Consider the following 24874-nt stretch of genomic DNA (forward strand, 5'->3'; position numbering starts at 1 on the left):
TTTTCGGGGAACGTCATGCGCAAGGATGGACCATGACCAGGAAGCAACGGCGTTTGACACTGATCGGCTGTGCGCTCGTCGTGCTCGCGATCGCCGCGGGGCTGGTGTTGAACGCGCTGCGCGATTCCATCGTGTTCTTCTCGACGCCGTCGATGGTCGCCGAAAAGCATCTCGGCCCCGGCAAGCGTTTCCGCCTCGGCGGCCTGGTGGAGCAGGGCTCGCTCAAGCGCGGCGACAATCTCGCGGTGACCTTCACCGTCGGCGATGGCGGCGCGACGCTGCCGGTGGCCTACAAGGGCATCCTGCCGGATCTGTTCCGCGAGGGGCAGGGCGTCGTTGCCGAAGGCGCGCTCGATGCGTCGGGCGTGTTCCGTGCCGACACCGTGCTCGCCAAGCATGACGAGACCTACATGCCGAAGGACGTCGCCGACGCCTTGAAGAAGCAGGGCCATTGGAAGGACGACTACGGCGCCAAGCCGGACAACAAGCCGGGCAACACGCCGAGCGCCTCCGCGGCGCCGACCCAGGGAGCCATGCGGTGATCGCCGAAAGCGGACATTATGCCCTGGTGCTCGCGCTTGGGCTCGCGCTGATCCAGTCGATCGTGCCGATCGTCGGCGCGCGCTGGCGCGATGCGGCGCTGATGAACGTTGCGCGCTCCACCGCGCTTGCCCAATTGCTGTTCGTCGCGGCGTCGTTCGCGGCGCTGGTGACCTTGCACGTCACCTCGGATTTCTCGGTCGCCAACGTCTTCGAGAACTCGCATTCGCTGAAGCCGCTGCTCTACAAGATCACCGGCGTGTGGGGAAACCATGAAGGCTCGATGCTGCTGTGGGTGTCGATCCTGGCGCTGTTCGGCGGCCTCGTCGCGGCCTTCGGCAACAATCTGCCGCTGTCGCTGCGCGCCCATGTGCTGGCGGTGCAGGCCTGGGTCGCCAGCGCGTTCTATCTGTTCATCCTGATCACCTCGAACCCGTTCCTGCGCATCGCCAACCCGCCGATCGAGGGGCGCGACCTCAATCCGGTGCTGCAGGACATCGGCCTCGCGGTGCATCCGCCGATGCTCTATCTCGGTTATGTCGGCTTCTCGATCTCGTTCTCGTTCGCGGTGGCGGCGTTGCTGGAGGGGCGGATCGACGCCGCCTGGGCGCGCTGGGTGCGGCCGTGGACGCTGATGGCGTGGATCTTCCTGACGCTCGGCATCGCGATGGGCTCCTACTGGGCCTATTACGAGCTCGGCTGGGGCGGCTGGTGGTTCTGGGATCCGGTCGAGAACGCCTCGCTGATGCCGTGGCTTGCCGGCACCGCGCTGTTGCATTCGGCGCTGGTGATGGAGAAGCGCAATGCGCTGAAGGTGTGGACCGTGCTGCTGTCGATCCTGACCTTCTCGCTGTCGCTGCTCGGCACCTTCCTGGTGCGCTCCGGCGTGCTGACGTCGGTTCACGCCTTCGCGACCGATCCGACCCGCGGCGTGTTCATCCTGCTGATCCTGTTCGTCTTCATCGGCGGCAGCCTGTCGCTCTACGCCTGGCGCGCGCCGGCGCTGAAGCAGGGCGGGCTGTTCGCGCCGATCTCGCGCGAAGGCGCGCTGGTGCTCAACAACCTCCTGCTCACCACCGCCTGCGCGACCGTGTTCATCGGCACGCTGTATCCGCTGGCGCTCGAGGTTCTGACCGGCGAGAAGATCTCGGTCGGCGCGCCGTTCTTCAACTTCACCTTCGCGCCGCTGTTCGTGCCGCTGCTGGTCGCGGTGCCGTTCGGTCCGCTGTTGGCCTGGAAGCGCGGCGACCTGCTCGGCGCGGCGCAGCGGTTGATGGTTGCCGGCATCGTTGCGCTGGTGGCAATGGCCCTGGTGCTTGCGTGGACCTATGGCGGCGCGACCTTGGCGCCGCTCGCGATCGGGCTTGCGGCCTTCGTCATCATGGGTGCGCTGTGCGACCTCGCCGAACGCATCGCGCTGTTCCGGATTCCGCTGTCGCTCTCGCTGCGCCGGGCGCGTGGCCTGCCGCGCGCGACCTGGGGCACCGCCTTCGCACATGCCGGTCTCGGCGTGGCGCTGATCGGGATCGTCTGCGAGACCACCTGGAACAGCGAATATATCGGCTCCATGAAGCCGGACGACGTCGCCCGCGTCGCCGGCTATCAGCTGCGGCTCGACGGCCTGAACCCGCGGCAGGGCCCGAACTTCCGCGAGATGGTCGCGCAATTCACCGTGACGCGTGACGGCGAGAAGATCAGCGTGATGACCCCGTCGAAGCGCAACTTCACCACGCGCGGCGCCTCGACGACCGAGGCCGCGCTGCTGACCCGCGGCGCGAGCCAGCTCTACATTTCGCTCGGCGACATCGCGACCGACGGCGCAATCGCGGTGCGCATCTATCACAAGCCGCTGGTGCTCATGATCTGGTGGGGACCGGTGCTGATGGCGTTCGGCGGCCTGCTGTCGTTGTCCGACCGCCGCCTGCGGGTCGGCGCGCCGAAGCCGGCGAAGGCGGCCGCGCGCGCATTGCAGGCGGCCGAGTGATGCGGTCGCGCGCGCTTGCAGCCGCTGTGCTTGCGGCGACCCTGGTGCTCGGCGCGATGCCGGCCCGCGCGGTGCTGCCCGACGAGATCATGACGGACCCGGCAAAGGAGGCGAGGGCGCGCGAGCTCTCCAAAGAGCTGCGCTGCATGGTCTGCCAGAACCAGTCGATCGACGATTCCGAGGCGCCGCTGGCCCGCGACCTCCGCCTGCTGGTTCGGGAACGGATCTCGGCCGGCGACAGTGATCGCCAGGTGATCGATTTCCTGGTCGCCCGCTACGGCGAATTCGTGCTGCTCAAGCCGCGCCTCAACGAGCATACGCTGGTGCTGTGGCTGACCCCGCCGCTGGCGCTTTTGCTGGGTGGTTTTGCGCTCTGGCGCCTCGGCCGGCGCAAGGGCAATCCGGCAGCCGGCGGGGGCGATTCCGGCCCCGGACTGACGCCCGACGAAGAGGCTCGCCTCGAACGGCTGCTGGCGGCGGACTCCGCGCCGGACAAGTCGCTTTAGTTCCTTTTTAAGCGATTAATTTGCCTGCGCTATTCTGCCGCAGCGCCAACCTGCTCGATTACCAAAGTTTAATTCCGCAGCCAGCGCGCCGTAAGGCTGATGACCCCATGTTCAGGTCCATCAGGTGCCCGCCCCCGCACCGGTGAATCTGGCCTTGGAGATTTCAACACATGACCGACCGTCCCGACCTCTCGTCCCTTCCGTCCTACAAGGCGCCGAAGCGCTCGCTGCTCTCTGCCCGCAAACTTGCGCTGATGGCCTCGGTCGTGGCCGGCCTCGGTGCCGCCACCTATGGCTTCAGCCCCACCCATAACCCGGCCGACCTGTTCACGACCCCTGCGCATGCGCAGGTCAATAACGAGGTCAAGAAGGTCCAGCAGCCGGTCGGATTTGCCGACATCGTCGAGCGCGTGAAGCCGTCGGTGATCTCGGTCAAGGTCAACATTCGCGAGAAGGTCGCGAAGGACGACAGCAACAATGACGATTCGCCGTTCCAGCCGGGTTCGCCGATGGAGCGCTTCTTCCGCCGCTTCGGCGGTCCGGATGGCTTGCCCCCGGGCCTGCGCGGTGGACCGCGTGGCGGTGGCGTGGTGACGGGCCAGGGCTCCGGCTTCTTCATCTCGGCTGACGGCTATGCCGTGACCAACAATCACGTCGTCGACGGCGCCGACAAGGTCGAAGTCACGACCGACGACGGCAAGACTTTCTCCGCCAAGGTGATCGGCACCGATCCGCGCACGGATCTCGCGCTGATCAAGGTCGAGGGCGGCTCCAACTTCCAGTTTGCCAAGCTCTCCGACACCAAGCCGCGGATCGGCGACTGGGTGCTGGCGGTCGGCAATCCGTTCGGCCTCGGCGGCACTGTGACCGCGGGCATCGTCTCCGCCTCCGGCCGCGACATCGGCAACGGTCCGTATGACGACTTCATCCAGATCGATGCGCCCGTGAACAAGGGCAATTCGGGTGGCCCGGCGTTCGACGTCTCGGGTGAGGTGATGGGCGTCAACACCGCGATCTACTCGCCGTCAGGCGGCAGCGTCGGCATCGCGTTCTCGATCCCGGCCCAGACCGTCAAGAGCGTCGTCGCCCAGCTGAAGGACAAGGGCTCGGTCAGCCGCGGTTGGATCGGCGTCCAGATCCAGCCGGTGACTTCCGATATCGCCGACAGCCTCGGCATGAAGAAGGCCGAAGGCGCGCTGGTTGCCGAACCGCAGGCCAACGGCCCCGCGGCCAAGGCCGGCATCGAGTCCGGTGACGTCATCACCGCCGTCAATGGCGAGCCGGTGAAGGATGCGCGCGAACTCGCCCGCACCATCGGCGGCCTCGCGCCCGGCAATGCCGTGAAGTTGAACGTGCTGCACAAGGGGCAGGACAAGACCGTCAACCTGACGCTCGGCCAGTTGCCGAACAGCCTGGAAGCCAAGGCTGACACCGACAACAACAGCGACAAGGGCAACTCGTCCCGCGGCACCGACGTGCCGAAGCTGGGCCTCACCGTGGCGCCCGCCAACAGCGTGGCCGGCGCCGGCAAGGAGGGCGTGGTCGTGACCGAAGTCGATCCCAAGAGTGCTGCCGCCGAGCGGGGCTTCAAGGAAGGCGACGTGATCCTCGAGGTCGCCGGCAAGACCGTCGGCACCGCCGGTGAGGTGCGTGATGCGATCACCGCGGCGCGCAACGACAACAAGAACAGCGTTCTCATGCGCGTGAAGAGCGGCGGTTCGTCGCGCTTCGTGGCAGTGCCGCTGGCCAAGGGATAACTATCTATGAGTTGGAACGCGTCGCCGGCATTCGTCGCCCCCGCCGACGGCGCGTTCCGGGGGGCGGGCGCCTTGCTCGCTCCCTATGTTGCCTTTCGATGGAATATGCCCCCCTCCGTCGGAAGGTCTCAGGGCGGTGGAGTCCCCCAGCTTCACCGCCCACTTTTTCCCGCGCATGATCCGGAAAAGTGGATACCGGTTTTCCGGTCAGATCATGCGCCCACAACAGTTCCGGAATATGCGCGGTCGTCTTGCATGTGCAGGCCGGCCGCGCCATGCTGACAGAGGGCCCATTCCCGTGACCGCCACCGCTCCGCAAATGCGCATCCTGATCATCGAAGACGACCGCGAGTCCGCCGACTATCTGGTCAAGGCATTCCGCGAGGTCGGCTACATCGCAGATCTCGCCTCCGACGGCGAGGAAGGCCTGTCGATGGCCGAGACCGGCGATTATGACGTGCTGGTGGTGGATCGCATGCTGCCCAAGCGTGACGGCCTGTCGCTGATCGGCAGCCTGCGCGACAAGGGCAACCGGACGCCGGTCCTGATCCTCTCGGCGCTCGGCCAGGTCGATGACCGCATCAAGGGCCTGCGCGCCGGCGGCGACGACTACCTGCCGAAGCCCTATTCCTTCGCCGAGCTGCTCGCGCGCGTCGAGGTGCTGTCACGGCGCAATGTCGGGCCGGCCGAGGAGACCACTTACAAGGTCGGCGACCTCGAGCTCGACCGGCTGTCGCATCGCGTCGCCCGCGGCAAGGACGAGCTGACCTTGCAGCCGCGCGAATTCCGGCTGCTCGAATATCTGATGAAGCATGCAGGGCAGGTGGTGACGCGCACGATGCTGCTCGAGAATGTCTGGGACTATCATTTCGATCCGCAGACCAACGTCATCGACGTCCACATCTCGCGGCTGCGCTCCAAGATCGACAAGGGTTTCGAGCGGCCGCTGCTGCATACCATCCGCGGCGCGGGGTATATGATCCGTGACGGCATTCGGTAAACTGATCCGGACCACGGCGTTTCGGCTGACGCTGGTCTATCTGTTCCTGTTCGCGCTGTTCGCCGCCTCGCTGCTGGCTTACTTCGCCTGGAACACGCGACGGCTGATCACCGAGCAGATCACGACGACCGTCAACGTCGAGATCGGCGAGATCACGTCCATCTATAATCGCCGCGGCCTGCACGGCCTGCTGACCACCATGGGCAATCGCGCGCTGCGGCCGGGGGCCAATCTCTATCTCCTGACCGCGCCGAACGGGCAGGCGCTGGCCGGCAATGTCGGCTCGCTGGCGCCGGGTGTGATGAGCGTGCAGGGCTGGAGCGAGACCGCCTATCGCCGGATCGACGACCAGGACAAGACCGATCACCGCGCGCTGGTGCGGGTCGCTGAGATGGACAACGGCTTCCGCCTCCTGGTCGGGCGCGACCTCGAGGAGCGGCGGCGGCTGTTCGGCATCGTCGCCAAGGCCGCGCAATGGTCGATCCTAGTCGTGGTCGTGCTCGGCATCGGCGGCGGCATCTTCGTCGCCCGCCGCGTGCTGCACCGGATCGACGCCATGACCGGCACCACCAGGCGCATCATGGCGGGCGATCTCTCGGGCCGGCTGCCGGTCGGCCGCAGCGGCGACGAGCTCGACCGCCTCGCGGAAAATCTCAACGTCATGCTGGAGCGTATCGAGGCGCTGATGACGGGGCTGAAGGAGGTCTCCGACAACATCGCCCATGATCTCAAGACACCGCTGACGCGGCTGCGCAACCGCGCCGAGGAGGCGCTGGCGCGCTCCAGCAGCGAGGCCGACTATCGTGCGGCGCTGGAGCGGACGATCGAGGAATCCGACGGGCTGATCCGCACCTTCAACGCGCTGTTGATGATCGCGCGGGCCGAGTCCGGTCAGGCGCGCGGCAACATGGACGATTTCGACGGCGCCGACGTCGCCAACGGCATCCACGAATTGTACGAGCCGCTGGCCGAGGACGATGGTATGACGCTGCAGGTCAAGACTGCGCCGGCGCCTGTTCACGGCAACCGCGAATTGATCAGCCAGGCCGTCGCCAACCTGGTCGAGAACGCCATCAAATATGGCAAGCCCGACCCGGGCGTCGAGCCGATGAAGGCGGATGCGCGGGAGATCCTGATCGAGGCGCGGCGCGAGGGCGATCAGGTCCTGCTCAGCGTCACCGACCACGGTCCAGGCATCCCCGAGGGCGATCGCAAGCACGCGGTGGAGCGCTTCGTCCGGCTGGAGGCGAGCCGCACCTTACCCGGTTCGGGTCTCGGCCTCAGCCTGGCCTCGGCGGTCGCCACGCTCCATGGCGGCGAGCTCAGGCTCGGCGATGCCCATCCCGGGCTGGTGGCCACGCTGGTGCTGCCGGCGCGGGCGGGCGGCAGTGACAGGCTTGCGGCTCAAACGCAGGATGTGCCACAGAAGGCGGCATGAATGCCGCCGCGCCGGGAAACGCGGATCGACACTGTCTGGCCGCGCGGTTCGCGGATGGACCGCGTGTCGCCGCGCCCGAATCCGCTGATCAGCGCCTGACTGACTGGTTCGCCGAGCTCGAGCCGGCGCAATCGGCCGCGCTCGCAGTCTTGCTGGAGCATCCGTTTGCACGCGACATCCTGCGCGGCATTGCCGAGTTCTCGCCCTATCTGTTCGAGCTCGCGCGCGCGGATGCCGGCCGGCTGATCCGGATCCTGTCGTGCGACCCGGAGTCGCATCTGGCGGGGCTGATCGAGACCGCCTCCCGCGACGTGCTCGCCGCCGGCAGCGAGGCCGACGTGATGGTGCTGCTTCGCCGCATGAAGGCGGAGGCCGCGCTGATGATCGCGCTGTGCGACATCGGCGGCGTCTGGCCGGTGATGCGGGTGACGGCGGCGCTGACCGACATCGCGGTGAATTCGGTGCAATCGGCGCTGCGCTATCTGTTCCGGCAGGAAGTCGCCCGCGGCCGCATGACCGCCGCCGATCCCGAGCATCCCGAAGTCGGCTCGGGCCTGATCGTGCTTGCGATGGGCAAGATGGGCGCCGGCGAGCTGAACTATTCCAGCGACATCGACCTGATCGTGTTCTTCGATCGCACGGCGACCTCGCTCGCCGAGGACATCGAGCCGCAGCCGTTCTTCGTCCGCGTCACCCAGGCGATGGCGCGGATGCTGCAGCAGCGCTCGGGCGAGGGCTATGTGTTCCGGGTCGACCTCAGGCTGCGCCCGGACCCGGCCTCGACCCAGGTCGCGATCTCGACCGACGCGGCCTTGCACTATTACGAGCGCGAGGGACGGACCTGGGAGCGCGCCGCGATGATCAAGGCGCGGCCCTGCGCCGGCGATCCCAGAGCGGGCGAGGCGCTGATCGCCGAGCTCGCGCCGTTCGTCTGGCGCAAGCACCTCGATTTTGCCGCGCTCGCCGACGTCCACGACATGAAGCGGCAGATGCAGACCTATCGTGGCCAGAGCGAGATCTCGGTCGAGGGCCACAACGTCAAGGTCGGCCGCGGCGGCATCCGCGAGATCGAGTTCTTCGCCCAGACCCAGCAGCTGATCGCGGGCGGCCGCCATCCCGAGCTGAGGGTGCGGCCGACGCTGGAAGCGCTCAATGTGCTCGCCGACAGCAACTGGATCACCTTCGAGGCGCGCGACGAGCTGACGACGGCCTACGAATTCCTGCGCCGGGTCGAGCACCGGCTGCAGATGATCGCCGACGAGCAGACCCATTCGCTGCCCGAAGCGCCCGAGGACGTCGAGCGTTTTGCGCATTTCTTCGGCTACGAGAACCGCGAGGCCTTCGCCAAAGACCTGCTCGGCCAGCTCAAGATCGTGCAGAACCACTACGGCAAGCTGTTCGAGGGCGACGACCCGACCGGCACCGCGAAGCTGCCGGATGTCGACTATGGCGCCGGGCCCGAAGACGGCCGCCTGATCGAACATCTCGCCCAACTCGGCTTCAAGAAGCCGGTCGCGGTGGCCGGCACCGTGCAGCAGTGGATCGAGGGCGATTATCGCGCGCTGCGTGTCGAGGCGACGCGGGCGGCGTTTCTCGAATTCATTCCCGGCCTGATCGACGGTCTCGCGCATGCCGAGGAGCCGGACGACGCGGTGGCGGCGTTCGACCGTTTCCTCGGCGCGCTGCAGCGGGGCGGAAGGCTGATCTCGCTGCTCAGCCAGAACCGCGATTTCGTGGCGCTGGTCGCATTAATCCTCGGCGCGGCGCCGCGGCTCGGCGACATGCTGGCGCGGCAACCGCAGATCATGGACGGCCTGGTCGATCCGCGCTTCTTCGGCGCGATGCCGGACAAGAAGGAATTGTCGGAGCGGCTGGCCGCCACGTTGCAGGATGCCTCGTCCTACGAGGACTTCCTCGATCGCCTCAGGTTGTTCGGCCAGGAGAGCCTGTTCCTGATCGGCACGCGGATCCTGTCCGGCACGGTGTCGGCGCAGCACGCGAGCACGGCTTTCGCAGATGTTGCGGAAGGCATCGTGCACACCGTGCACGGCCTCGTCACCGACCAGTTCGCAGCGCAATACGGTCGCATCAAGGGGCAGGAGACCGCGATCCTCGCGATGGGTCGGCTCGGCAGCCGCGAGATGACGGCGTCCTCCGACCTCGATCTGATCACGCTCTACGATTTCGACAGCGAGGCGCCCGACTCCGACGGCGAGCGTTCGCTGCACGGCGCGCAGTATTTTGCCCGCTTCACCCAGCGCCTGATCAGCGCCTTCACGACCCGGACCAATTACGGCGTGCTCTACGAGGTCGACATGCGGCTGCGGCCGTCCGGCCGCGCCGGTCCGGTCGCCTCGCGGATCGATGCGTTCGCGGACTATCAGGAGCGCGAGGCCTGGACCTGGGAGCACATGGCGCTGACGCGCGCGCGCGTGATCTCGTCGTCAGCGGAATTCCGCGAGAGGATCGAGGCGATCATCCGCGGCGTGCTGACCCGGCCGCGCGATCCGGCGTCGACCGCCGCCGACGTTGCCGACATGCGGCGCGCGATCGCGCTGGAGAAGGGCGAGGACGACGTCTGGGACCTCAAGCTCGCCGCCGGCGGGCTCGTCGACATCGATTTCATCGCGCAGTATCTGCAGCTCGCGCATGCATCAGTGAAGCCGGAGATCCTCAGCGTCTCGACGCTCCAGGTGCTCGATACTGCCGCCAAGCTCGGCCTGCTCGGCCAGTCCGAAGCCGAGATCCTGCGCTCGGCGGCGCGGCTCTATCACGACCTCACACAGATCCTGCGGCTGTGCGTGACCGGCAAGTTCAATCCGGAGACCGCGGGCGAGGATCTGCGGCGCGTCATGGCGCGCGCCGGCGATGCGCCGGATTTCTCCGCGCTTGAAGCGCGCCTGCGCGAGACCCAGAGCGAGGTCCGCCGGGTTTTCAACGCGATCGTGGGTTAGCGGTAGCCGACTCCACGATCTCAATCGCGTCATCCCCGCGCAAAGGCTTTGCCTTTGTCGCTGGAGGTGCGAGCCTTGCGGCGCAATTGCGCCGCTGGGCGAGCCTCGAAGGATGCGCGGCCACCAGCCGGGCCGTCGACCCTTCGAGACGCCGCTGCGCGGCTCCTCTGGGTGACGGTGAGAAACAGTGCGGAGTTTGCGGCCGGCTAGGCCTGCTGCCTCAGCTTGAGCAGCGCGTCGAGCACATCGGGCTCGAGGCCGGCGCCGCCGGCGTCGAGATGGGCGAAGATCTGCTTGCGCATCCGCGGGTCCCAGAACTTCCAGATGTGCTCGGAAATGCCCTGCACGGCACGGTCGTGGCCCTGGCTGTGGAAGAACTTTCCGATCTGGTTCGCCATATAGACCAGTTTGTCAGGCGACGACGACATAAGCGGACTCCTTGCCGGGCACTGCGCCTGTGACGCGTTCCGGATGGGTAAAGATCTCAAATCCGTCGGCGCGGGCGATTGCGGCGAGCGTGATGCCGGCGGCGTCCGCCATCCGCACCGCAAGCGCTGTCGGCGCCGATACGGCCGCGATCAGCGGCGCGCCGATCGCGGCGGTCTTCTGCACCATTTCGACCGAGACGCGGCTGGTCAGCAGCACGATGCCGTCGCTCGCGCCCACCTTGTCGCGGGCCAGCGCGCCGGCGAGCTTGTCGAGCGCATTGTGACGGCCGACGTCCTCGCGCAGCGCCACGATGCCGCGCGTGGCGGTCCAGAACGCGGCGGCGTGCACGGCGCGGGTCTGGTGGTTGATCTCCTGCAGCGGCGCCACCGCCGCGACCGCCGTCATGATCTCGCGCGGCGAGAAGATGCGGCCCGTCGGCACCACCGCGGCCGGCCGCACCGCCTCGCTGATCGAATCGAGGCCGCACAGGCCGCAGCCGGTCGGACCGGCGATGTTGCGTCGCCGCTCGGCGATCCGCTCGGCCCTGTCGGGCCTGAGCCACATCCGCAGCTCGATGCCGTCGTCGAGCTCGACGATGTCGAGGGTCTCGATCTCCTCAGTCGATTGCACGATGCCTTCGCTCAGGCTGAATCCGACCGCGAAGTCGCCGAGATCCTCGGGCGAACCCATCATCACGGCATAGGTGCCGCCATTATAGGTCAGCGCGAGCGGCGTCTCCTCCGGGATCAGGCGCGCGCCGTCGCTGAAGACGCCGTCGCGCCAGACCTTCCGGATCGCCTTGTGGACGGGCTCGCGCATCGCTACTCCGCGGCTTCCACGACAGGCGCGATGCGGCGGGAGATGCGCGCCTGCTCGTCATAGGCCTTCTGCCAGTCGGACGGACCGTTCGACGGCGAGATCTGCACGGCGGTGACCTTGTACTCGGGACAGTTGGTCGCCCAGTCCGAGAAGTCGGTCGTGATGACGTTGGCCTGGGTGTCCGGATGGTGGAACGTGGTGTAGACCACGCCCGGCGCCACGCGGTCGGTGATCTCGGCGCGCAGCGTCGTCTCGCCGGCGCGGCTCGCCAGCCGCACCCAGTCGCCGTCGCGCACGCCGCGCTGCTCGGCGTCGTGCGGATGGATTTCGAGCCGGTCCTCGGCGTGCCACACCACGTTCTCGGTGCGGCGGGTCTGCGCACCGACATTGTACTGGCTGAGGATGCGCCCGGTCGTGAGCAACAGCGGGTAGCGCGGGCCGGTGCGTTCGTCGGTCGCGATATATTCGGTGAGGATGAACTTGCCCTTGCCGCGCACGAAGCCGCCGATATGCATCACCGGCGTGCCCTCCGGCGCCTTCTCGTTGCAGGGCCACTGCACCGAGCCGAGCTCGTCGAGCCTGGCGTAGGAGACGCCGGCGAAGGTCGGCGTCAGCGCGGCGATCTCGTCCATGATCTCGGACGGATGAGAGTAGTTCATCGTGAAACCCATCGCCTTGCCAAGCATGATCGTCACTTCCCAGTCGGCATAGCCGTTGAGCGGCGTCATCACCTTGCGGACACGCTGGATGCGGCGCTCGGCATTGGTGAAGGTACCGTCTTTCTCGAGGAAGGTCGAGCCGGGCAGGAAGACGTGGGCGTAGTTCGCGGTCTCGTTCAGGAAGAGGTCATGGACGATGACGCATTCCATCGCCGACAGCGCCGCCACCACGTGCTTGGTGTTCGGGTCGGACTGCAGGATGTCCTCGCCCTGCACGTAGAGCCCCATGAAGGAGCCCTCGATCGCGGCATCGAACATGTTGGGGATGCGCAGGCCCGGCTGGTTGTTGAGCTTGACGTTCCACATCGCCTCGAACTGCTCGCGCACCGCATCGCCCGAGATGTGGCGATAGCCCGGCAGCTCGTGCGGGAACGAGCCCATGTCGCAGGAGCCCTGCACGTTGTTCTGGCCGCGCAGCGGGTTCACGCCGACGCCGGGCCGGCCGATATTGCCGGTCGCCATCGCGAGGTTCGCGATCGCGATCACCGTGGTGGAGCCCTGGCTGTGCTCGGTGACGCCGAGCCCGTAATAGATCGCGCCGTTGCCGCCGGTGGCATAGATTCGCGCCGCCTCGCGCAGCGCCTTCGGGTCGACGCCGGTCATGATCGCGGTCGCTTCCGGGCTGTGCTTGTCCTGGGCGACGAAGGCGGCCCAGTCCTCGAACTCGCTCCAGTCGCAGCGCTCGCGCACGAAGGCCTCGTCGGCGAGCCCTTCGGTGACGATGACATGGGCCAGCGCGGTGAGCACGGCGACGTTCGTGCCGGGCAGCAGCGGCAGATGCAGCGCCTTTACGTGCGGCGATTCCACCATCTCGGTGCGGCGCGGATCGATCACGATCAGCTTGGCGCCCTGGCGCAGCCGCTTCTTCAGTCGCGAGGCGAACACCGGGTGGGCCGAGGCTGGGTTGGCGCCGATGATCAGCACGACGTCGGTATCCTCGACCGAGTCGAAATCCTGGGTGCCGGCCGAGGTGCCGTAGGTCTGCGACAGGCCGTAGCCGGTCGGCGAATGGCAGACCCGGGCACAGGTGTCGACATTGTTGTTGCCGAAGCCGGCGCGGATCAGCTTCTGCACCAGATAGGTCTCTTCATTGGTGCAGCGCGACGAGGTGATGCCGCCGACCGCGTCGCGGCCGTATTTCTGCTGGATGCCCTTGAACTTCGCGGCGGCGAAGTTCATCGCCTCGTCCCACGACACTTCCTGCCAGGGATCCTCGATCCGTTCGCGGATCATCGGCTTCAGGATGCGCTCCTTGTGGGTGGTGTAGCCCCACGCGAAGCGGCCCTTGACGCAGGAATGGCCGCGATTGGCCTTGCCGTCCTTCCACGGCACCATGCGCACCACTTCCTCGCCGCGCATCTCGGCCTTGAAGGCGCAGCCGACGCCGCAATATGCGCAGGTGGTGACGACCGAATGCTCGGGTTGGCCGATCTCGATCACGGATTTTTCGGTCAGCGTCGCGGTCGGGCAGGCCTGCACGCAGGCGCCGCAGGAGACGCATTCGGAGCCGAGGAAGCTCTCGTTCATGCCCGGCGAGACGCGGCTGTCGAAGCCGCGGCCGGAGATCGTCAGCGCGAAGGTGCCTTGCACCTCCTCGCAGGCGCGCACGCAACGCGAGCAGACGATGCACTTCGAGGGATCGTAGGTGAAGTACGGATTGGATTCGTCCTTCGGCATCCAATTGTCGTTTTCGCAGCCGTGCGATTTGGCGAACACGTGGTTCTCGCCCTCATAGCCGTAGCGCACGTCGCGCAGGCCGACCGCGCCCGCCATGTCCTGCAATTCGCAGTCGCCGTTCGCGGCGCAGGTCAGGCAGTCCAGCGGATGGTCGGAGATGTAGAGCTCCATCACGCCCTTGCGCAGCTTCTTCAGCCGCTCGCTCTGGGTGTGCACCACGAGGCCGGGCATCACCGGCGTGGTGCAGGAGGCCGGCGTGCCGGCGCGGCCCTCGATCTCGACCAGGCAGAGCCGGCAGGAGCCGAAGGCGTCGACCATATCGGTCGCGCAGAGCTTCGGAATCTGGGTGCCGGCTTCCATCGCGGCGCGCATGATCGAGGTGCCCTCGGGCACGGTGATCTGGTTGCCGTCGATGGTCAGCGTCACCATCGCCTCGGATTTGGATTTGGGCGTGCCGAAGTCGGTTTCCTGGATCAGCGACATCGTGATTTCCTTGCTATTCCGCGGCCTGCAGCCGGGCCGGTGCGGGACCAAAGTCTTCCCGGAAGTGTTTCAATGCGCTCATCACGGGGTAGGGCGTGAAGCCGCCGAGCGCGCAGAGCGAGCCGAACTTCATGGTGTTGCAGAGGTCTTCGATCACGGCGAGGTTTTCCGCGACGCGCTCGCCATTGATGATCTTGTTGATGGTCTCGACGCCGCGGGTCGAGCCGATCCGGCACGGCGCGCACTTGCCGCAGGATTCGATCGCGCAGAACTCCATCGCGAAGCGCGCCTGCTTGACCATGTCGACGGTGTCGTCGAACACCACGATGCCGCCATGCCCGATCAGGCCGTCGCGCGCCGCGAACGCCTCATAGTCGAACGGCGTGTCGAACAGCGCGCGGGGGAAGTAGGCCCCGAGCGGTCCGCCGACCTGCACCGCGCGCACCTCGCGTCCGGTGAAGGTGCCGCCGCCGATCTCGTCGACGAGTTCGCCGAGCGTCACGCCGAACGCGGTCTCGAACAGCCCGCCATATTTGATATTGCCGGCGAGCTGGATCGGCATCGTGCCGCGCGAGCGGCCCATGCCGAAATCGGCATAGGCCTTGGCGCCGTTGTCGAGGATGAAGGGGATCGCCGCGAATGACAGCACGTTGTTGATCACGCTCGGCCGGCCGAACAGGCCCTTGTGCGCCGGCAGCGGCGGCTTGGCGCGGACGATGCCGCGGCGGCCCTCTAGGCTCTCGAGCAGCGAGGTCTCTTCGCCGCAGACATAGGCGCCCGCGCCGACCCGCACCTCGAGATCGAACTCATGCGCGGAGCCGCCGATGCACTTGCCGAGCAGGCCGGCGCGGCGCGCGCCTGCGATCGCCGCGTTCATCGCCTCGACCGCGTGCGGATATTCCGAGCGGATGTAGATGTAGCCCTTGGTGGCGCCGACCGTGATCCCCGCGATCGTCATGCCTTCAATGACGACGAAAGGGTCGCCTTCCATGATCATGCGGTCGGCGAAGGTGCCGCTGTCGCCTTCGTCGGCGTTGCAGACGATGTATTTGCGGTCGGCACTGGCTTGCGCCACGGTCTTCCACTTGATGCCGGTCGGGAATCCGGCGCCACCGCGGCCGCGCAGGCCTGACGTGGTGACGTCGGCGAGGATCTGGTCGGAGGTCAGCGTCAGCGCCCGCTCCAGGCCCTTGTAGCCGCCATGGGCGCGGTAGTCGTCGACGGAGCGCGGATCGATCACGCCGCAACGGGCAAAGGTGAGGCGTGTCTGGCGCTTCAGCCAGGGGATCTCGTCTGTGAGACCAAGCCGCAGGGCATGCGGGCCATTGCCGGCCATCGCATCGAGCAGGGATGGCACGTCCGCAGGTGTTACCGGACCGAAGGCGATGCGGCCCTGCGCGGTTGCCAGTTCGACCATCGGCTCCAGCCAATACAGCCCGCGCGAACCGGTCCTGACGATCTCGATCGGCGTGCCGCGCGCGGCTGCGGCTTGCGCGACGGCGAGGGCGACCTCATCGGCGCCGACGCCGACCGCGCCGGCGTCGCGGGGGATGAAGATCCGCATCGTCATCGCTGTGCCTCCGCGACCAGCGCATCGATGCGCGCTTCATCGAGCCGGCCGACCACGCGACCGTCGAGCATCGCCGAGGGCGCGGTGGCGCATAGCCCGAGGCAGTAGATCGGCTCCAGCGTCACGCGCTCGTCCGCGGTGGTATTGCCTAGGGAAACGCCGAGTTTTGCCTCCGCGCGCGCGGCAAGCCGATCGCCGCCGGCAGCCTGGCAGGCCTCGGCGCGGCACAGCTTGAGGACGTGGCGTCCGGCCGGTTGCTTGCGGAAGTCGTGGTAGAAAGTGAACACGCCGTGCACCTCGGCGCGGGACAGATTGAGTGCCTCTGCGACCATCGGGATCGCGGGCTCAGGCACGTAGCCGAACGCTTCCTGCAGCGCGTGCAGGATCACCAGCGTGGCGCCTTCAAGCCCGGCATGTTCGGCGATGATCTCAGCGCCGCGCGCCCTGTCCCAAGGTTCGTATCCCACCGTCATCCGCGCTTCTCACGATCCGTTTTTTGCTCCGCACATCAGAGTTGGAATTGTTCGAAACATCAATAAAGCTGTCTCATGCGGCGATTGCGAAACGCGATTAATAGCGTTGTGCGATGGGACGATTTAGGATCGCAATAATGGTCTGGAATCACGCACTTCCGCGCCGCTTTGGATTTCGGAATCGCACCCGGATCGTGCTACCTATGGACGCGTCGGGCTGCCGTTTTAGGGCGCCGTTTTCCGAGGGGGTTTGAGCCTTGATCGACAAGCTGGAACTGCTGCTGGCGCTGGCCAAGGAACGGCATTTCGGCCGCGCTGCGGAGGCCTGCGGCGTCACCCAGCCGACCATGTCGACCAGCCTCAAGCAGCTCGAGGAGATCCTCGGCGTCATGCTGGTGCAGCGCGGCTCGCGCTTCCAGGGCTTCACGCCGGAGGGTGAGCGGACGCTGGACTGGGCGCGGCGCATCGTCGGCGACGCGCGGGCGATGAAGCAGGAGATCAACAGCCTCAAGGACAAGCTGTCCGGCGAGATCCGGATCGCGGCGATCCCGACCGCGCTCGGCATGGTGGCCTCGCTGACGACGCCGTTCCGCGCGCGCCATCCGGATGTGCGTTTCCGCATCCAGTCCTGCACCTCCGCCGATGTGCTCGGCCTGCTCGAAAATCTCGAGGTCGACGCCGGGCTGACCTATATCGAGAACGAGCCGATCGGCAAGGTCCGCACCATCCCGCTCTACAATGAGAGCTATCGGCTGCTGACGGCGCCGGACGCGATGTTCGGCGACCGCAAGCAGGTGACGTGGAAGGAGGTCGGCACCGTGCCGCTCTGCCTGCTCACGCCCGACATGCAGAATCGCCGCATCATCGACCGCGCGCTGACCTCGGTCGGCGCGGAAGCGACGCCGACGCTGACGTCGAACTCGCTGCTCGTGCTCTACACCCATGTGAAGACCGGACGTTGGGCCAGCGTGATGCCGGCCAAGCTCGCCGAGACGCTGGGCCTCGCGGACGCCGTGCGCAGCATCCCGATCGTCGATCCGGTGGTGGACTACAGCATCGGCCTCGTGATCCCGCAGCGCGATCCGATGACGCCGCTGATCGCAGCCCTGGTGCAGGTCGCGCGCGAGGTCGCGCCGAAGCTGGAGAGCGCGTAGCGTCTCGCGGCCGTCGGTACATCGACCTCATATCTCGAGGCGGTAGTAAAGTGAATGCGTTTCGCCGTCCGGCTCCCATGGCGAGGTGGCCCGGAACCCCAGCCGTTCATAGAGACGATGTGAGACCGCCAGCATCTTGTTGCTGGACAGGCGAATGCTTTGGTATCCGGCGGTCCGCGCGAAGCGGATCAATCCTTGCGCGATCGCCTGGCCGATGCCGCGCCCGCGGTGAGCCGGCGTGAGAAACATGCGGGTCAGCTCGCATTCCCGGTCGTCGACGCGCCTAATTGCACCGGTGCCGACAATCTCGTCCGCGACGGTCGCGCACAGAAACAGTGCGCGATCGCCGTATGCAGTTTCCGCGTGGTCGACATCCCCAAGCCGTGTATGGATGAATTCGCGCGCGAAGGGATCCGGATGATCGCCGAAATGTTCCTGCCAGACGGCTTCAATGAGCCGTCGGACCTCAGTCGCGTCGCCGGGCCGGAACGGCCGGATGATGCAGTCCGGTACGAGCGCTAAATCATCTTCCATTGACGCCGCCTCTTAAACGTTGACGCGCGATGTGTTGTTCAGCTCCGCTATCAGGTCGGCGCGCCGGAGGCCGACCTGGACTCCGACCCGATCGACGGAGTGGGCGATTGGCGGGCTGGACTTCGCGACCGCGACCGTGACGCTGTCGATCATTGCGAAGCGCTGAAGCAGGCTTTCGGCAATCGCTTCACCGAGGGTTTCGAGTGTCTGGAACCTGGCCGATGATGCAATCTCGACGGTGGCCTCGACAACGGCGTCGTACCTGACGGAGCAATTCAGATCGTCGCTGCGGTGGGTTCGGACATCACGCAGCATCGCCGAGACATCGAACGTGAATCGCTGGCCGAGCGACCGTTCTTCCTCGAACAGGCCGTGATAACCATATGTCCTGAGTCCGGTGATCGTGATCGACGTCAGCTTGGGCGGCTCCTGCAAGAAGCGTTTGATCGGGATATCCCGATTGCCCAGGCGAACGGCAGGTCGTTTCGCGCTTCCCGATGGTGCTCCATCCAAGGTCGCCAGTCGCGCGAGGAGGCAACGGTTAGCAGCATTCTCCAGCACCGGCAACGGGCAATGAGGGCACTGCCGCCATGCGTTGGCGATAGCCGTTGTTACGCCGCTTCCGGCAGCTTCATCTGCAGCGTCCGCGGATCGCGGGGGAGCGAGACGCGGACCACGGTGCCGACGCCGAGCTTGGAGCGCAGCTTCATCGAGCCGCCGTGCAAATTGGTGAGCGAGCGGGCGATCGCAAGTCCGAGGCCCGAGCCCTGGTAGCTCTTGGTGAGCTGGCTCTCGACCTGCTCGAACGGCTTGCCGAGCCGCCGCAGCGAGTCCGGCGCGATGCCGATGCCGCTGTCGGCGATCAGCAGCACGATCGAGTCTTCGAGCATCTGGCCGCGCACCAGCACGCGGCCGTTGTCGGGCGTGAACTTCACGGCATTGGAGAGCAGGTTGACGATGATCTGCTTGACCGAGCGGCGGTCGGCGACGACCGAGATCGTGTTTTCGATATCCGATTCCAGCGACAGCCCCTTGTGCTCGGCGCGGCCGGACACCACCCGCAAGGACTCGGCGAGGATGCCGGAGAGGTCGAGCGGCTCCATGTCGAACTTCATGCGGCCGGCTTCGATCTTCGACATGTCTAGGATGTCGTTGATGACCTCGAGCAGGTATTTTCCCGAGGTCAGGATGTCGTGGCAGTACTCCGCATACTTGTCCGAGCCGAGCGTGCCGAACAGGCCGGAGCCCATGATCTCGGAGAAGCCGATGATGGCGTTGAGCGGCGTGCGCAGTTCATGGCTCATATTGGCGAGGAACTTCGACTTCGCGGCGTTGGCGTCCTCGGCGCGGGTCTTTTCCTGCGAATACTTCTCGGCGAGGTCGGCGAGCTCGACGGCCTGCCGCTCCAGCTCGGATTGCGAGCGCTGCAGGTCGATCACGGTGGCGCGCAACCGCAGATCGTTGTCGACCAGCTTCTGCTCGTGCGCCTTGATGCGGGTGATGTCGGTGCCGACCGAGACGTAGCCGCCGTCTTTGGTGCGGCGCTCGCTGATGTGCAGCCAGCTGCCGTCGTCGAGCTGGGCCTCGAAGGTCCGGGCGCCCGGCGCCGGCACGCCGCTTTCGTGCAGGCGGGTGCGCACTTCGGGCATGCTGCCGACCTCGATCACGGTCTCGTAGGAGGTGCCGGGGCTGACGGCGCTGTCCGGCAGCTTGTGCAGCCGCTGGAAGTGCGAGTTGCAGAGCACGAGCCGATCATCGGCATCCCAGAGCACGAAGGCTTCCGGAATGGTCTCGATGGCGTCGCGCAGCCGGAGGTCGGCTTCCACCGACTTCTCGGCGAGACTCTTCTGCTCGGTGATGTCGACCGCGATGCCGATCAGGTGCAGGCCGCCGTCAGCGGCGGCCTGGCTGAGCTCGCAGCGCACCCGCAGCCAGATCCAGTGGCCGCCGACATGGCGCATGCGAAAACTCTGGTCGATGTGATCGATCTTGCCCGAGATCAGCTGGTCGGCGAAGTCGAACAAATTGATGTCGTCGGAATTCACCAGCGCATTGACCTCGCCGAAGGTGAGGAGGTCGTTGCGGCTGTCGAGGCCGAGCAGGGTGAACATCGACTGCGACCAGAAGATCCGGCCGCGCGACAGGTCCCAGTCCCACAAGCCGCAGCGGCCGCGGTTGAGCGCGGTGTCGATCCGGCCGCGCACGGCATCGTTGATCAGGTCGCCCTCGCGGGCGCGGGTCGATTGCCAGTGGAAGGCGAAGCCGAGGATCAGCACCACGAAGCTCGTGGTCGCCGACAGCGTCACCGAGAGCGCGGCGTCCGAGCCCCAGATCGGCTCGTTCATCTCCTGGATGACCACGACCTGGCCGGGCAGCGACTTGACGAGCTGCGAGATCGCCAGCGCGCCGGTGCCGTTGGGCAGGGTCATGTCGCTGACCGCACCCTGCTGACCCGGAGCGATCAGAAGCTGCGCGGTGGAGACGATGTCGAGGATGCGATCGTTCTCGCCGGCGCCGTCGATCGGCACGCGCGCCAGCACGCGGTGATCGGCGCCGGTGATGATGACGTGGCGGCCATAAGCGGTGCCCCAGGACGGGATCAGGTCCGGCAACAGCTCCTGCATCTTCTCGATATTTGTGAGCCGCTCGCGGCGCACCGAGGTCAGGCGGTCGAGACGCTCGGCGAGGATGTCGGAGAGCGCTGCAAGGTCGCGCTTCATCGCGCCGCGCTTCTGCCGGTTCTGGTCGATCACCTGGACGAAGGCGCCGAGGCAGATCGTGATGAGGAAGGCGATGATGAGCGTCGGGACAGCGCGGCGCAGTGCAGGCTCGGCCGTCAAGAGCCTGTGATAGGCCGGTTTCGCGATCGATTGCGCCAATCCCTTGATCGAATCGGATTGGACGCACGCGTTCGCTGCATGCGCGCGCGCCATGCCCTAGACCCCCGCTCTAAGCTGATTTTTACCCGGATCGGATGCTCCCCACGATGCATCCGAATCATGATCATTTGAATCCAGATTTCCGGGACTGTCGAGAGTCAACGATTCGTTAATGCGAAATAATTCTTGCTCAAAACAGAATCAGCAGGCGCAAAGTGAGTCCGAAAGGGGAACGGCTCCGTAGAATTACGCGCGCGCCGGTTCAGCGTGACTGATCACGCGCTTCACGGTCGGGAACGCGCGGCGCAGTTTGCGTTCGATCTCGTCGACGCTTTCGTGCACCTTGATCACACTCATCGTAGGCGCGGCTCGGCAATGGAAATTGACGACCTCGCCGGCGTCGGTGTTGCGGACCCGCACGTTGTGAATGTCGTGGATCGCGCCGCCATCGGCAAATCCGGCCAGCGCGGTCTTGATTGCTTCGACGCGATCGGCCGCGGCGTCGGTTCCCCACGGCAGTTCCGGCTGGAGCGGCTCGATATGGGTGTCGACCTCGACGTCCTCGCCGAAATCCTCGCGGATCGCGCGCTCGAGCTCATGGGCGATATCGTGCGCGGCGTCCAGTGCCATGTCGCTGTCGAGCTCAAGGTCGATGCCGACGATCAGCTTGCCGTCGATGTCATGGACGGTGACGTGGTGGATGGCGAGGCCGGAATTGCGTGCGATCACCATGATGCGCTCGCGCACGCTCTCGTTGTCGCGCGCCACCGGCACCGCGGTGAAGGTGAGGTCGGCGTCGCCGAGCGCCTTGTTCACCGCCTCCTGCGCCCGGCGCTTGATGTCCTCGACGCGGTCGATCGGGTAGGTGCGCGGCACTTTGGCGATGGCATCGATGAAGTGCGTCGCGCCGACCATGCGGACCCGCAGGCGGTCGACGTCGACCACGCCGGGCACGGCCTTGATGGCGGCGGTGGCCTTGTCCTGCGCGCCTTCCGGCGCGCGGTCGAGCAGGGTCTCGACCGTCTCCCGCGCCATGCGCAGGCCGAGCAGGGCGATCATCACGGCGACCGCGATCGCCGCCGCGGCGTCGCCCCACCAGAAGCCGAGGCCGGCCAGCACCAAGCCGACGATGACGGCGGTCGAGCCCATCACGTCGGAAGCAAAATGCAGCGCGTCGGCGGCAAGCGCCTGGCTCTTGGTGTCGCGCGCGGCACGATGCAACGCGCGGGCACGCCACAGATTGACGCCGATATCGAGGAGGAGAACGATGAACGGAATTGCGGAGATCGACGGCGGCGGCGCGCCTTCGCGCAAATGGCTGTAGGCCTGCACCAGGATGCCGCCGGCTAGCACGTAGAGCATGGCGATGACGCCGAGCGCCGAGACGCTCTCGAACTTGCCGTGGCCGTAATGATGCTCGGCATCGGCCGGCTGGTCCGATACCCGCACCACCGCCCAGGTGATGATGGTGGCGACCAGGTCGATCGAGGAGTGCAGCGCCTCCGAGATCAGCGCCAGCGATCCGATGGCGATGCCGACGACGAATTTCGCGACCGCCATGCTGCCGCTGGCAAGGATCGAGATCGCGGCGACGGATGTCTTGGTCGATGATGTGCTGGTGTTCGAAGAGGTCATGGGCGGCGGTGTAGCAGGCGGACGGTGAACATCAAGTGTCAGTCGTCGTTCGTCACGCGCAATCGCAACTCACTTGCAAGAGCGTCTCTTAGTCGTGGAGTTGTTGCGAACTATTCCGAATCTCAAGACGTGCACTGCGCAAGCTCATCGGCCGTACGTGTTTGCGCCAATCACGCCGTCGTCCTGGCTCTCGCCAGGACGACATTGCGCGATACTGCGCGCCATCATTACGCACCTGTCTCCGGTGTCATCGCCCGCGTTCGCGGGGGCGAGGGATTGACGGATTTTTCTGAGTTGCCCGTCGTGTCGAATTGGCAACAATCCTCATCACCGCAAGAGGGCGATCCCGCTTATCACAGGACGTCAAGCACGCTATCTTGCCATTGCTTGGACAAGAATAAGCGGGAGGCTGGGGCCCTGACGGGTACCGAGCGGCAGTCTCGGATGACATTGGACGGAAGAGGGACAGGCCAATGAACTCCACACCCACTCCGAATGCGGCTGAGCCGGGTGAGGGCCCGGCCGCGAGCGCCGACGAACGGCTCGCTGAAGCCCAAAGGGAGATCGCTCGCGCTGACGAAGAGCTCACGCGCTTGAGTGAGCGGCTCGCCAAGATGGAGCGCGACGCTGCGCCCCCGCCGCGGGCACCATCGCCGCCGTCGGCCGAACCTGTCCCGCCTTCGGTCGGCCCTGCTGCTTCGTCCGGACCTGCTCCGTCCGGAGTTGCTTCGTCCAGACCCAGCCCGCAATCATCGTCGGGAAGGCCGGCTTTCCGGGCCCTTGCCGCCTTGTCGATGGTGGCGTGTGTCGTTGTCGCAGTCCTCGCCTCGCAGTCGTCCTATGGTGCGAGAGCCAAGCTGGTTGTCGCCCGCTGGGTGCCGCAGCTCGCTTCAGCGCCATCATCGCGTCCGGATGATCCGCCGCTTCCCGCGCCGCGCGCTGCATCTGCCCTTCAAGTTGCCGCGGCGGAGGCCGCTCCACCGCAACCGGCGCCGGCGCCTACGACCGCGACGCCGGAGGCTGCACCGAAGGCGACGCAGGACGCCGCGCCGCAAACTCCTGCGGCGCCTCCGGAGCAAACCGAACTGCTGAAGACCATCGCGCGCGATCTCGCGAACGTGCAGCGAAACATCGACCAGCTCAAGGCGGAGCAGCAACAAACGGCCCGCGAGAGCTCAAAGGCCATCGAGGAGCTCAGGGCAAGCCAAGAGGAATTGAAGCGGGCGCTGGCGAAGGTTTCCGAGCAGAAGACGTCAGCGCCTCCGGCGCAGCCGGCTCCCGCCCCGCGCAAGCCCCAGCGGACATATGAGCCGCCCTACGCAAGGGCGCCGCCTCGCATGCCGCCAAGGGAGTGGCTCTACGACGACTGGTAGCGGTCGACGCGGCGATCATCGGATCGCACCGGAGCACCCGTGATGATCGTGAAGCGCCCCTCGATCGGGTGATGCGACCGGGAGGGACATCATGAACGTTGTGACGGCGATGCCTGGTCCGGTGTTTGGAAGGCGGCGTCGGGCGGCGCTCCCTGGGATGGTCGACGGGCGGCGGTTGCCGGCAGCACGATCACTTTCGCTCCGACCTTCACCCGCTCGTAAAGGTCCATGACGTCGTCATTGGTCAGCCGGATGCAGCCGGACGAGACCCGCTTCCCGATCGTATCGGGCTTGTTGGTGCCGTGAATTCTAAATTCGGTCTCGCCCAGATACATCGCCCGGGCGCCAAGCGGATTTCCGGGACCGCCTGCCATGAACCGCGGCAGATAAGGCTGGCGCGAAATCATCTCCGCAGGCGGACGCCAATCCGGCCATGCTGTCTTGCGGGCCACGGTCTGTTCGCCGGACCACGTGAAGCCTTCGCGGCCGACACCGATGCCGTAGCGCAATGCTTGCCCGTCGTTCAGAACGAGATAGAGGAATGTGTTCTCGGTATCGATGACGACGGTGCCTGGCGTCTGGTGACTGACATAGTCGACCACCTGCCGATCAAGTCTTGCGGGTGCGACAGCGGATTTTGGTGTTTCGACCCGAGGCGCCGGGGTCGAGATGGGAGCCGCGACAGGAACCGGCACTGGTATGTGAACGGGAGTTGGTGTGCGAGCTGGAGCTGGAGCCGACAGCGCCAGGGCTTGATGCGCGGTCGATCTTTTTGTCGGTTGAACGCTCGTCGGGCGAGACAGCAAGGCGTAGCCCAATGCGGCGGCGGCCATGACGCCAATTGCGACTCGTCCGGCCACCGGTAGTGCGAGCGTCTCCGTCTTCGCACGTTTTGCCCGCTTTGCCATATCTTTCCCCAAGTCCCTGTGCCTGGACGAGTTACCCAGCAA

The 24874-nt window shown here is 66.3% G+C and carries 19 protein-coding genes; 9 read left to right on the forward strand and 10 right to left on the reverse strand.

The annotated features are described in order from the left end of the window. The first annotated feature begins 32 nt into the window (after window positions 1–32). The 7 genes from ccmE (at window position 33) to JQ507_10515 (ending at window position 10179) form a co-directional block, all read left to right on the forward strand. Window positions 33–542, forward strand: a complete 510-nt coding sequence (gene ccmE / locus JQ507_10485) for a cytochrome c maturation protein CcmE (protein QRI71861.1) — start codon at window positions 33–35, stop codon at window positions 540–542. After that, window positions 539–2524, forward strand: coding sequence for a heme lyase CcmF/NrfE family subunit (locus JQ507_10490; GenBank protein ID QRI71862.1), 1986 nt, complete (start codon window positions 539–541; stop codon window positions 2522–2524). The genes ccmE and JQ507_10490 overlap by 4 nt, the downstream gene beginning before the upstream one ends. Further along, window positions 2524–3030 carry a cytochrome c-type biogenesis protein CcmH gene (locus tag JQ507_10495; GenBank protein ID QRI71863.1) on the forward strand — a complete coding sequence of 169 codons (507 nt, stop codon included), beginning with the start codon at window positions 2524–2526 and terminating at the stop codon, window positions 3028–3030. Before JQ507_10490 ends, JQ507_10495 begins: the two co-directional genes overlap by 1 nt. Window positions 3031–3200: 170 nt before the next feature. Beyond that, window positions 3201–4787: a Do family serine endopeptidase gene (locus JQ507_10500; GenBank protein ID QRI71864.1), complete on the forward strand. Its 1587-nt coding sequence runs from the start codon at window positions 3201–3203 to the stop codon at window positions 4785–4787. Window positions 4788–5106: 319 nt separating this feature from the next. Beyond that, window positions 5107–5787: a response regulator transcription factor gene (locus JQ507_10505; protein QRI73283.1), complete on the forward strand. Its 681-nt coding sequence runs from the start codon at window positions 5107–5109 to the stop codon at window positions 5785–5787. Continuing rightward, window positions 5771–7225, forward strand: coding sequence for a HAMP domain-containing protein (locus JQ507_10510; GenBank protein ID QRI71865.1), 1455 nt, complete (start codon window positions 5771–5773; stop codon window positions 7223–7225). Before JQ507_10505 ends, JQ507_10510 begins: the two co-directional genes overlap by 17 nt. Continuing rightward, entirely contained in the window at window positions 7222–10179 is a 2958-nt protein-coding gene (locus JQ507_10515; protein QRI71866.1) for a bifunctional [glutamine synthetase] adenylyltransferase/[glutamine synthetase]-adenylyl-L-tyrosine phosphorylase, read from the forward strand. The genes JQ507_10510 and JQ507_10515 overlap by 4 nt, the downstream gene beginning before the upstream one ends. 206 nt (window positions 10180–10385) lie before the next feature. Here the strand turns inward: JQ507_10515 and JQ507_10520 are convergent, their stop codons facing one another. The 5 genes from JQ507_10520 to JQ507_10540 are packed head-to-tail and all read right to left on the reverse strand — an operon-like array spanning window position 10386 to window position 16349. Further along, complete coding sequence (locus tag JQ507_10520; protein ID QRI71867.1) at window positions 10386–10607, reverse strand: formate dehydrogenase subunit delta; 222 nt, start codon at window positions 10605–10607, stop codon at window positions 10386–10388. Continuing rightward, window positions 10591–11427: a formate dehydrogenase accessory sulfurtransferase FdhD gene (gene fdhD / locus JQ507_10525; protein ID QRI71868.1), complete on the reverse strand. Its 837-nt coding sequence runs from the start codon at window positions 11425–11427 to the stop codon at window positions 10591–10593. The genes JQ507_10520 and fdhD overlap by 17 nt, the downstream gene beginning before the upstream one ends. 2 nt (window positions 11428–11429) lie before the next feature. Beyond that, on the reverse strand, window positions 11430–14306 hold the full coding sequence (gene fdhF, locus JQ507_10530; GenBank protein ID QRI71869.1) for a formate dehydrogenase subunit alpha: 2877 nt from the start codon (window positions 14304–14306) through the stop codon (window positions 11430–11432). Window positions 14307–14319: 13 nt separating this feature from the next. Continuing rightward, window positions 14320–15876 (reverse strand): NADH-quinone oxidoreductase subunit NuoF, encoded by a 1557-nt coding sequence (locus JQ507_10535; GenBank protein QRI71870.1) that lies wholly within the window; start codon window positions 15874–15876, stop codon window positions 14320–14322. Then, window positions 15873–16349, reverse strand: coding sequence for a formate dehydrogenase subunit gamma (locus JQ507_10540; protein ID QRI71871.1), 477 nt, complete (start codon window positions 16347–16349; stop codon window positions 15873–15875). The genes JQ507_10535 and JQ507_10540 overlap by 4 nt, the downstream gene beginning before the upstream one ends. A gap of 257 nt (window positions 16350–16606) precedes the next feature. Between JQ507_10540 and JQ507_10545 the strand changes: the two genes are divergently transcribed. After that, on the forward strand, window positions 16607–17503 hold the full coding sequence (locus tag JQ507_10545; protein ID QRI71872.1) for a LysR family transcriptional regulator: 897 nt from the start codon (window positions 16607–16609) through the stop codon (window positions 17501–17503). A gap of 27 nt (window positions 17504–17530) precedes the next feature. Here JQ507_10545 and JQ507_10550 read toward each other — a convergent pair whose 3' ends face one another. The 4 genes from JQ507_10550 to JQ507_10565 form a co-directional block, all read right to left on the reverse strand. Then, the gene (locus JQ507_10550) at window positions 17531–18037 is read right to left on the reverse strand and encodes a GNAT family N-acetyltransferase (protein ID QRI71873.1); all 507 of its coding nucleotides are present in this window, start codon (window positions 18035–18037) and stop codon (window positions 17531–17533) included. Window positions 18038–18049: 12 nt separating this feature from the next. After that, complete coding sequence (folB, locus tag JQ507_10555; protein ID QRI71874.1) at window positions 18050–18604, reverse strand: dihydroneopterin aldolase; 555 nt, start codon at window positions 18602–18604, stop codon at window positions 18050–18052. Between the two features lie 44 nt (window positions 18605–18648). Further along, a complete protein-coding gene (locus tag JQ507_10560) occupies window positions 18649–20970 on the reverse strand; it encodes a PAS-domain containing protein (GenBank protein QRI71875.1) in 2322 nt (773 codons plus the stop codon). Window positions 20971–21162: 192 nt separating this feature from the next. Further along, a complete protein-coding gene (locus JQ507_10565; protein QRI71876.1) occupies window positions 21163–22551 on the reverse strand; it encodes a cation-efflux pump in 1389 nt (462 codons plus the stop codon). 794 nt (window positions 22552–23345) lie between these two features. Between JQ507_10565 and JQ507_10570 the strand changes: the two genes are divergently transcribed. Further along, window positions 23346–23924 carry a hypothetical protein gene (locus JQ507_10570; GenBank protein QRI71877.1) on the forward strand — a complete coding sequence of 193 codons (579 nt, stop codon included), beginning with the start codon at window positions 23346–23348 and terminating at the stop codon, window positions 23922–23924. Between the two features lie 89 nt (window positions 23925–24013). Here the strand turns inward: JQ507_10570 and JQ507_10575 are convergent, their stop codons facing one another. Further along, the gene (locus JQ507_10575; GenBank protein ID QRI71878.1) at window positions 24014–24832 is read right to left on the reverse strand and encodes a L,D-transpeptidase; all 819 of its coding nucleotides are present in this window, start codon (window positions 24830–24832) and stop codon (window positions 24014–24016) included. Between the last annotated feature and the right edge of the window lie 42 nt (window positions 24833–24874).

Source organism: Bradyrhizobium sp. PSBB068 (genome assembly GCA_016839165.1).
Lineage (GTDB): Bacteria > Pseudomonadota > Alphaproteobacteria > Rhizobiales > Xanthobacteraceae > Bradyrhizobium.

What these genes read in the sequence shown, in the direction of transcription:
- ccmE (QRI71861.1), top strand. Translation starts at nt 33, where the DNA reads ATGACCAGGAAGCAACGGCGTTTGACACTGATCGGCTGTGCGCTCGTC.
- JQ507_10495 (QRI71863.1), top strand. Translation starts at nt 2,524, where the DNA reads ATGCGGTCGCGCGCGCTTGCAGCCGCTGTGCTTGCGGCGACCCTGGTG.
- JQ507_10500 (QRI71864.1), top strand. Translation starts at nt 3,201, where the DNA reads ATGACCGACCGTCCCGACCTCTCGTCCCTTCCGTCCTACAAGGCGCCG.
- JQ507_10505 (QRI73283.1), top strand. Translation starts at nt 5,107, where the DNA reads ATGCGCATCCTGATCATCGAAGACGACCGCGAGTCCGCCGACTATCTG.
- JQ507_10515 (QRI71866.1), top strand. Translation starts at nt 7,222, where the DNA reads ATGAATGCCGCCGCGCCGGGAAACGCGGATCGACACTGTCTGGCCGCG.
- JQ507_10520 (QRI71867.1), bottom strand. Translation starts at nt 10,607, where the DNA reads ATGTCGTCGTCGCCTGACAAACTGGTCTATATGGCGAACCAGATCGGA.
- fdhD (QRI71868.1), bottom strand. Translation starts at nt 11,427, where the DNA reads ATGCGCGAGCCCGTCCACAAGGCGATCCGGAAGGTCTGGCGCGACGGC.
- fdhF (QRI71869.1), bottom strand. Translation starts at nt 14,306, where the DNA reads ATGTCGCTGATCCAGGAAACCGACTTCGGCACGCCCAAATCCAAATCC.
- JQ507_10535 (QRI71870.1), bottom strand. Translation starts at nt 15,876, where the DNA reads ATGACGATGCGGATCTTCATCCCCCGCGACGCCGGCGCGGTCGGCGTC.
- JQ507_10540 (QRI71871.1), bottom strand. Translation starts at nt 16,349, where the DNA reads ATGACGGTGGGATACGAACCTTGGGACAGGGCGCGCGGCGCTGAGATC.
- JQ507_10550 (QRI71873.1), bottom strand. Translation starts at nt 18,037, where the DNA reads ATGGAAGATGATTTAGCGCTCGTACCGGACTGCATCATCCGGCCGTTC.
- JQ507_10560 (QRI71875.1), bottom strand. Translation starts at nt 20,970, where the DNA reads ATGGCGCGCGCGCATGCAGCGAACGCGTGCGTCCAATCCGATTCGATC.
- JQ507_10565 (QRI71876.1), bottom strand. Translation starts at nt 22,551, where the DNA reads ATGACCTCTTCGAACACCAGCACATCATCGACCAAGACATCCGTCGCC.
- JQ507_10570 (QRI71877.1), top strand. Translation starts at nt 23,346, where the DNA reads ATGGTGGCGTGTGTCGTTGTCGCAGTCCTCGCCTCGCAGTCGTCCTAT.
- JQ507_10575 (QRI71878.1), bottom strand. Translation starts at nt 24,832, where the DNA reads ATGGCAAAGCGGGCAAAACGTGCGAAGACGGAGACGCTCGCACTACCG.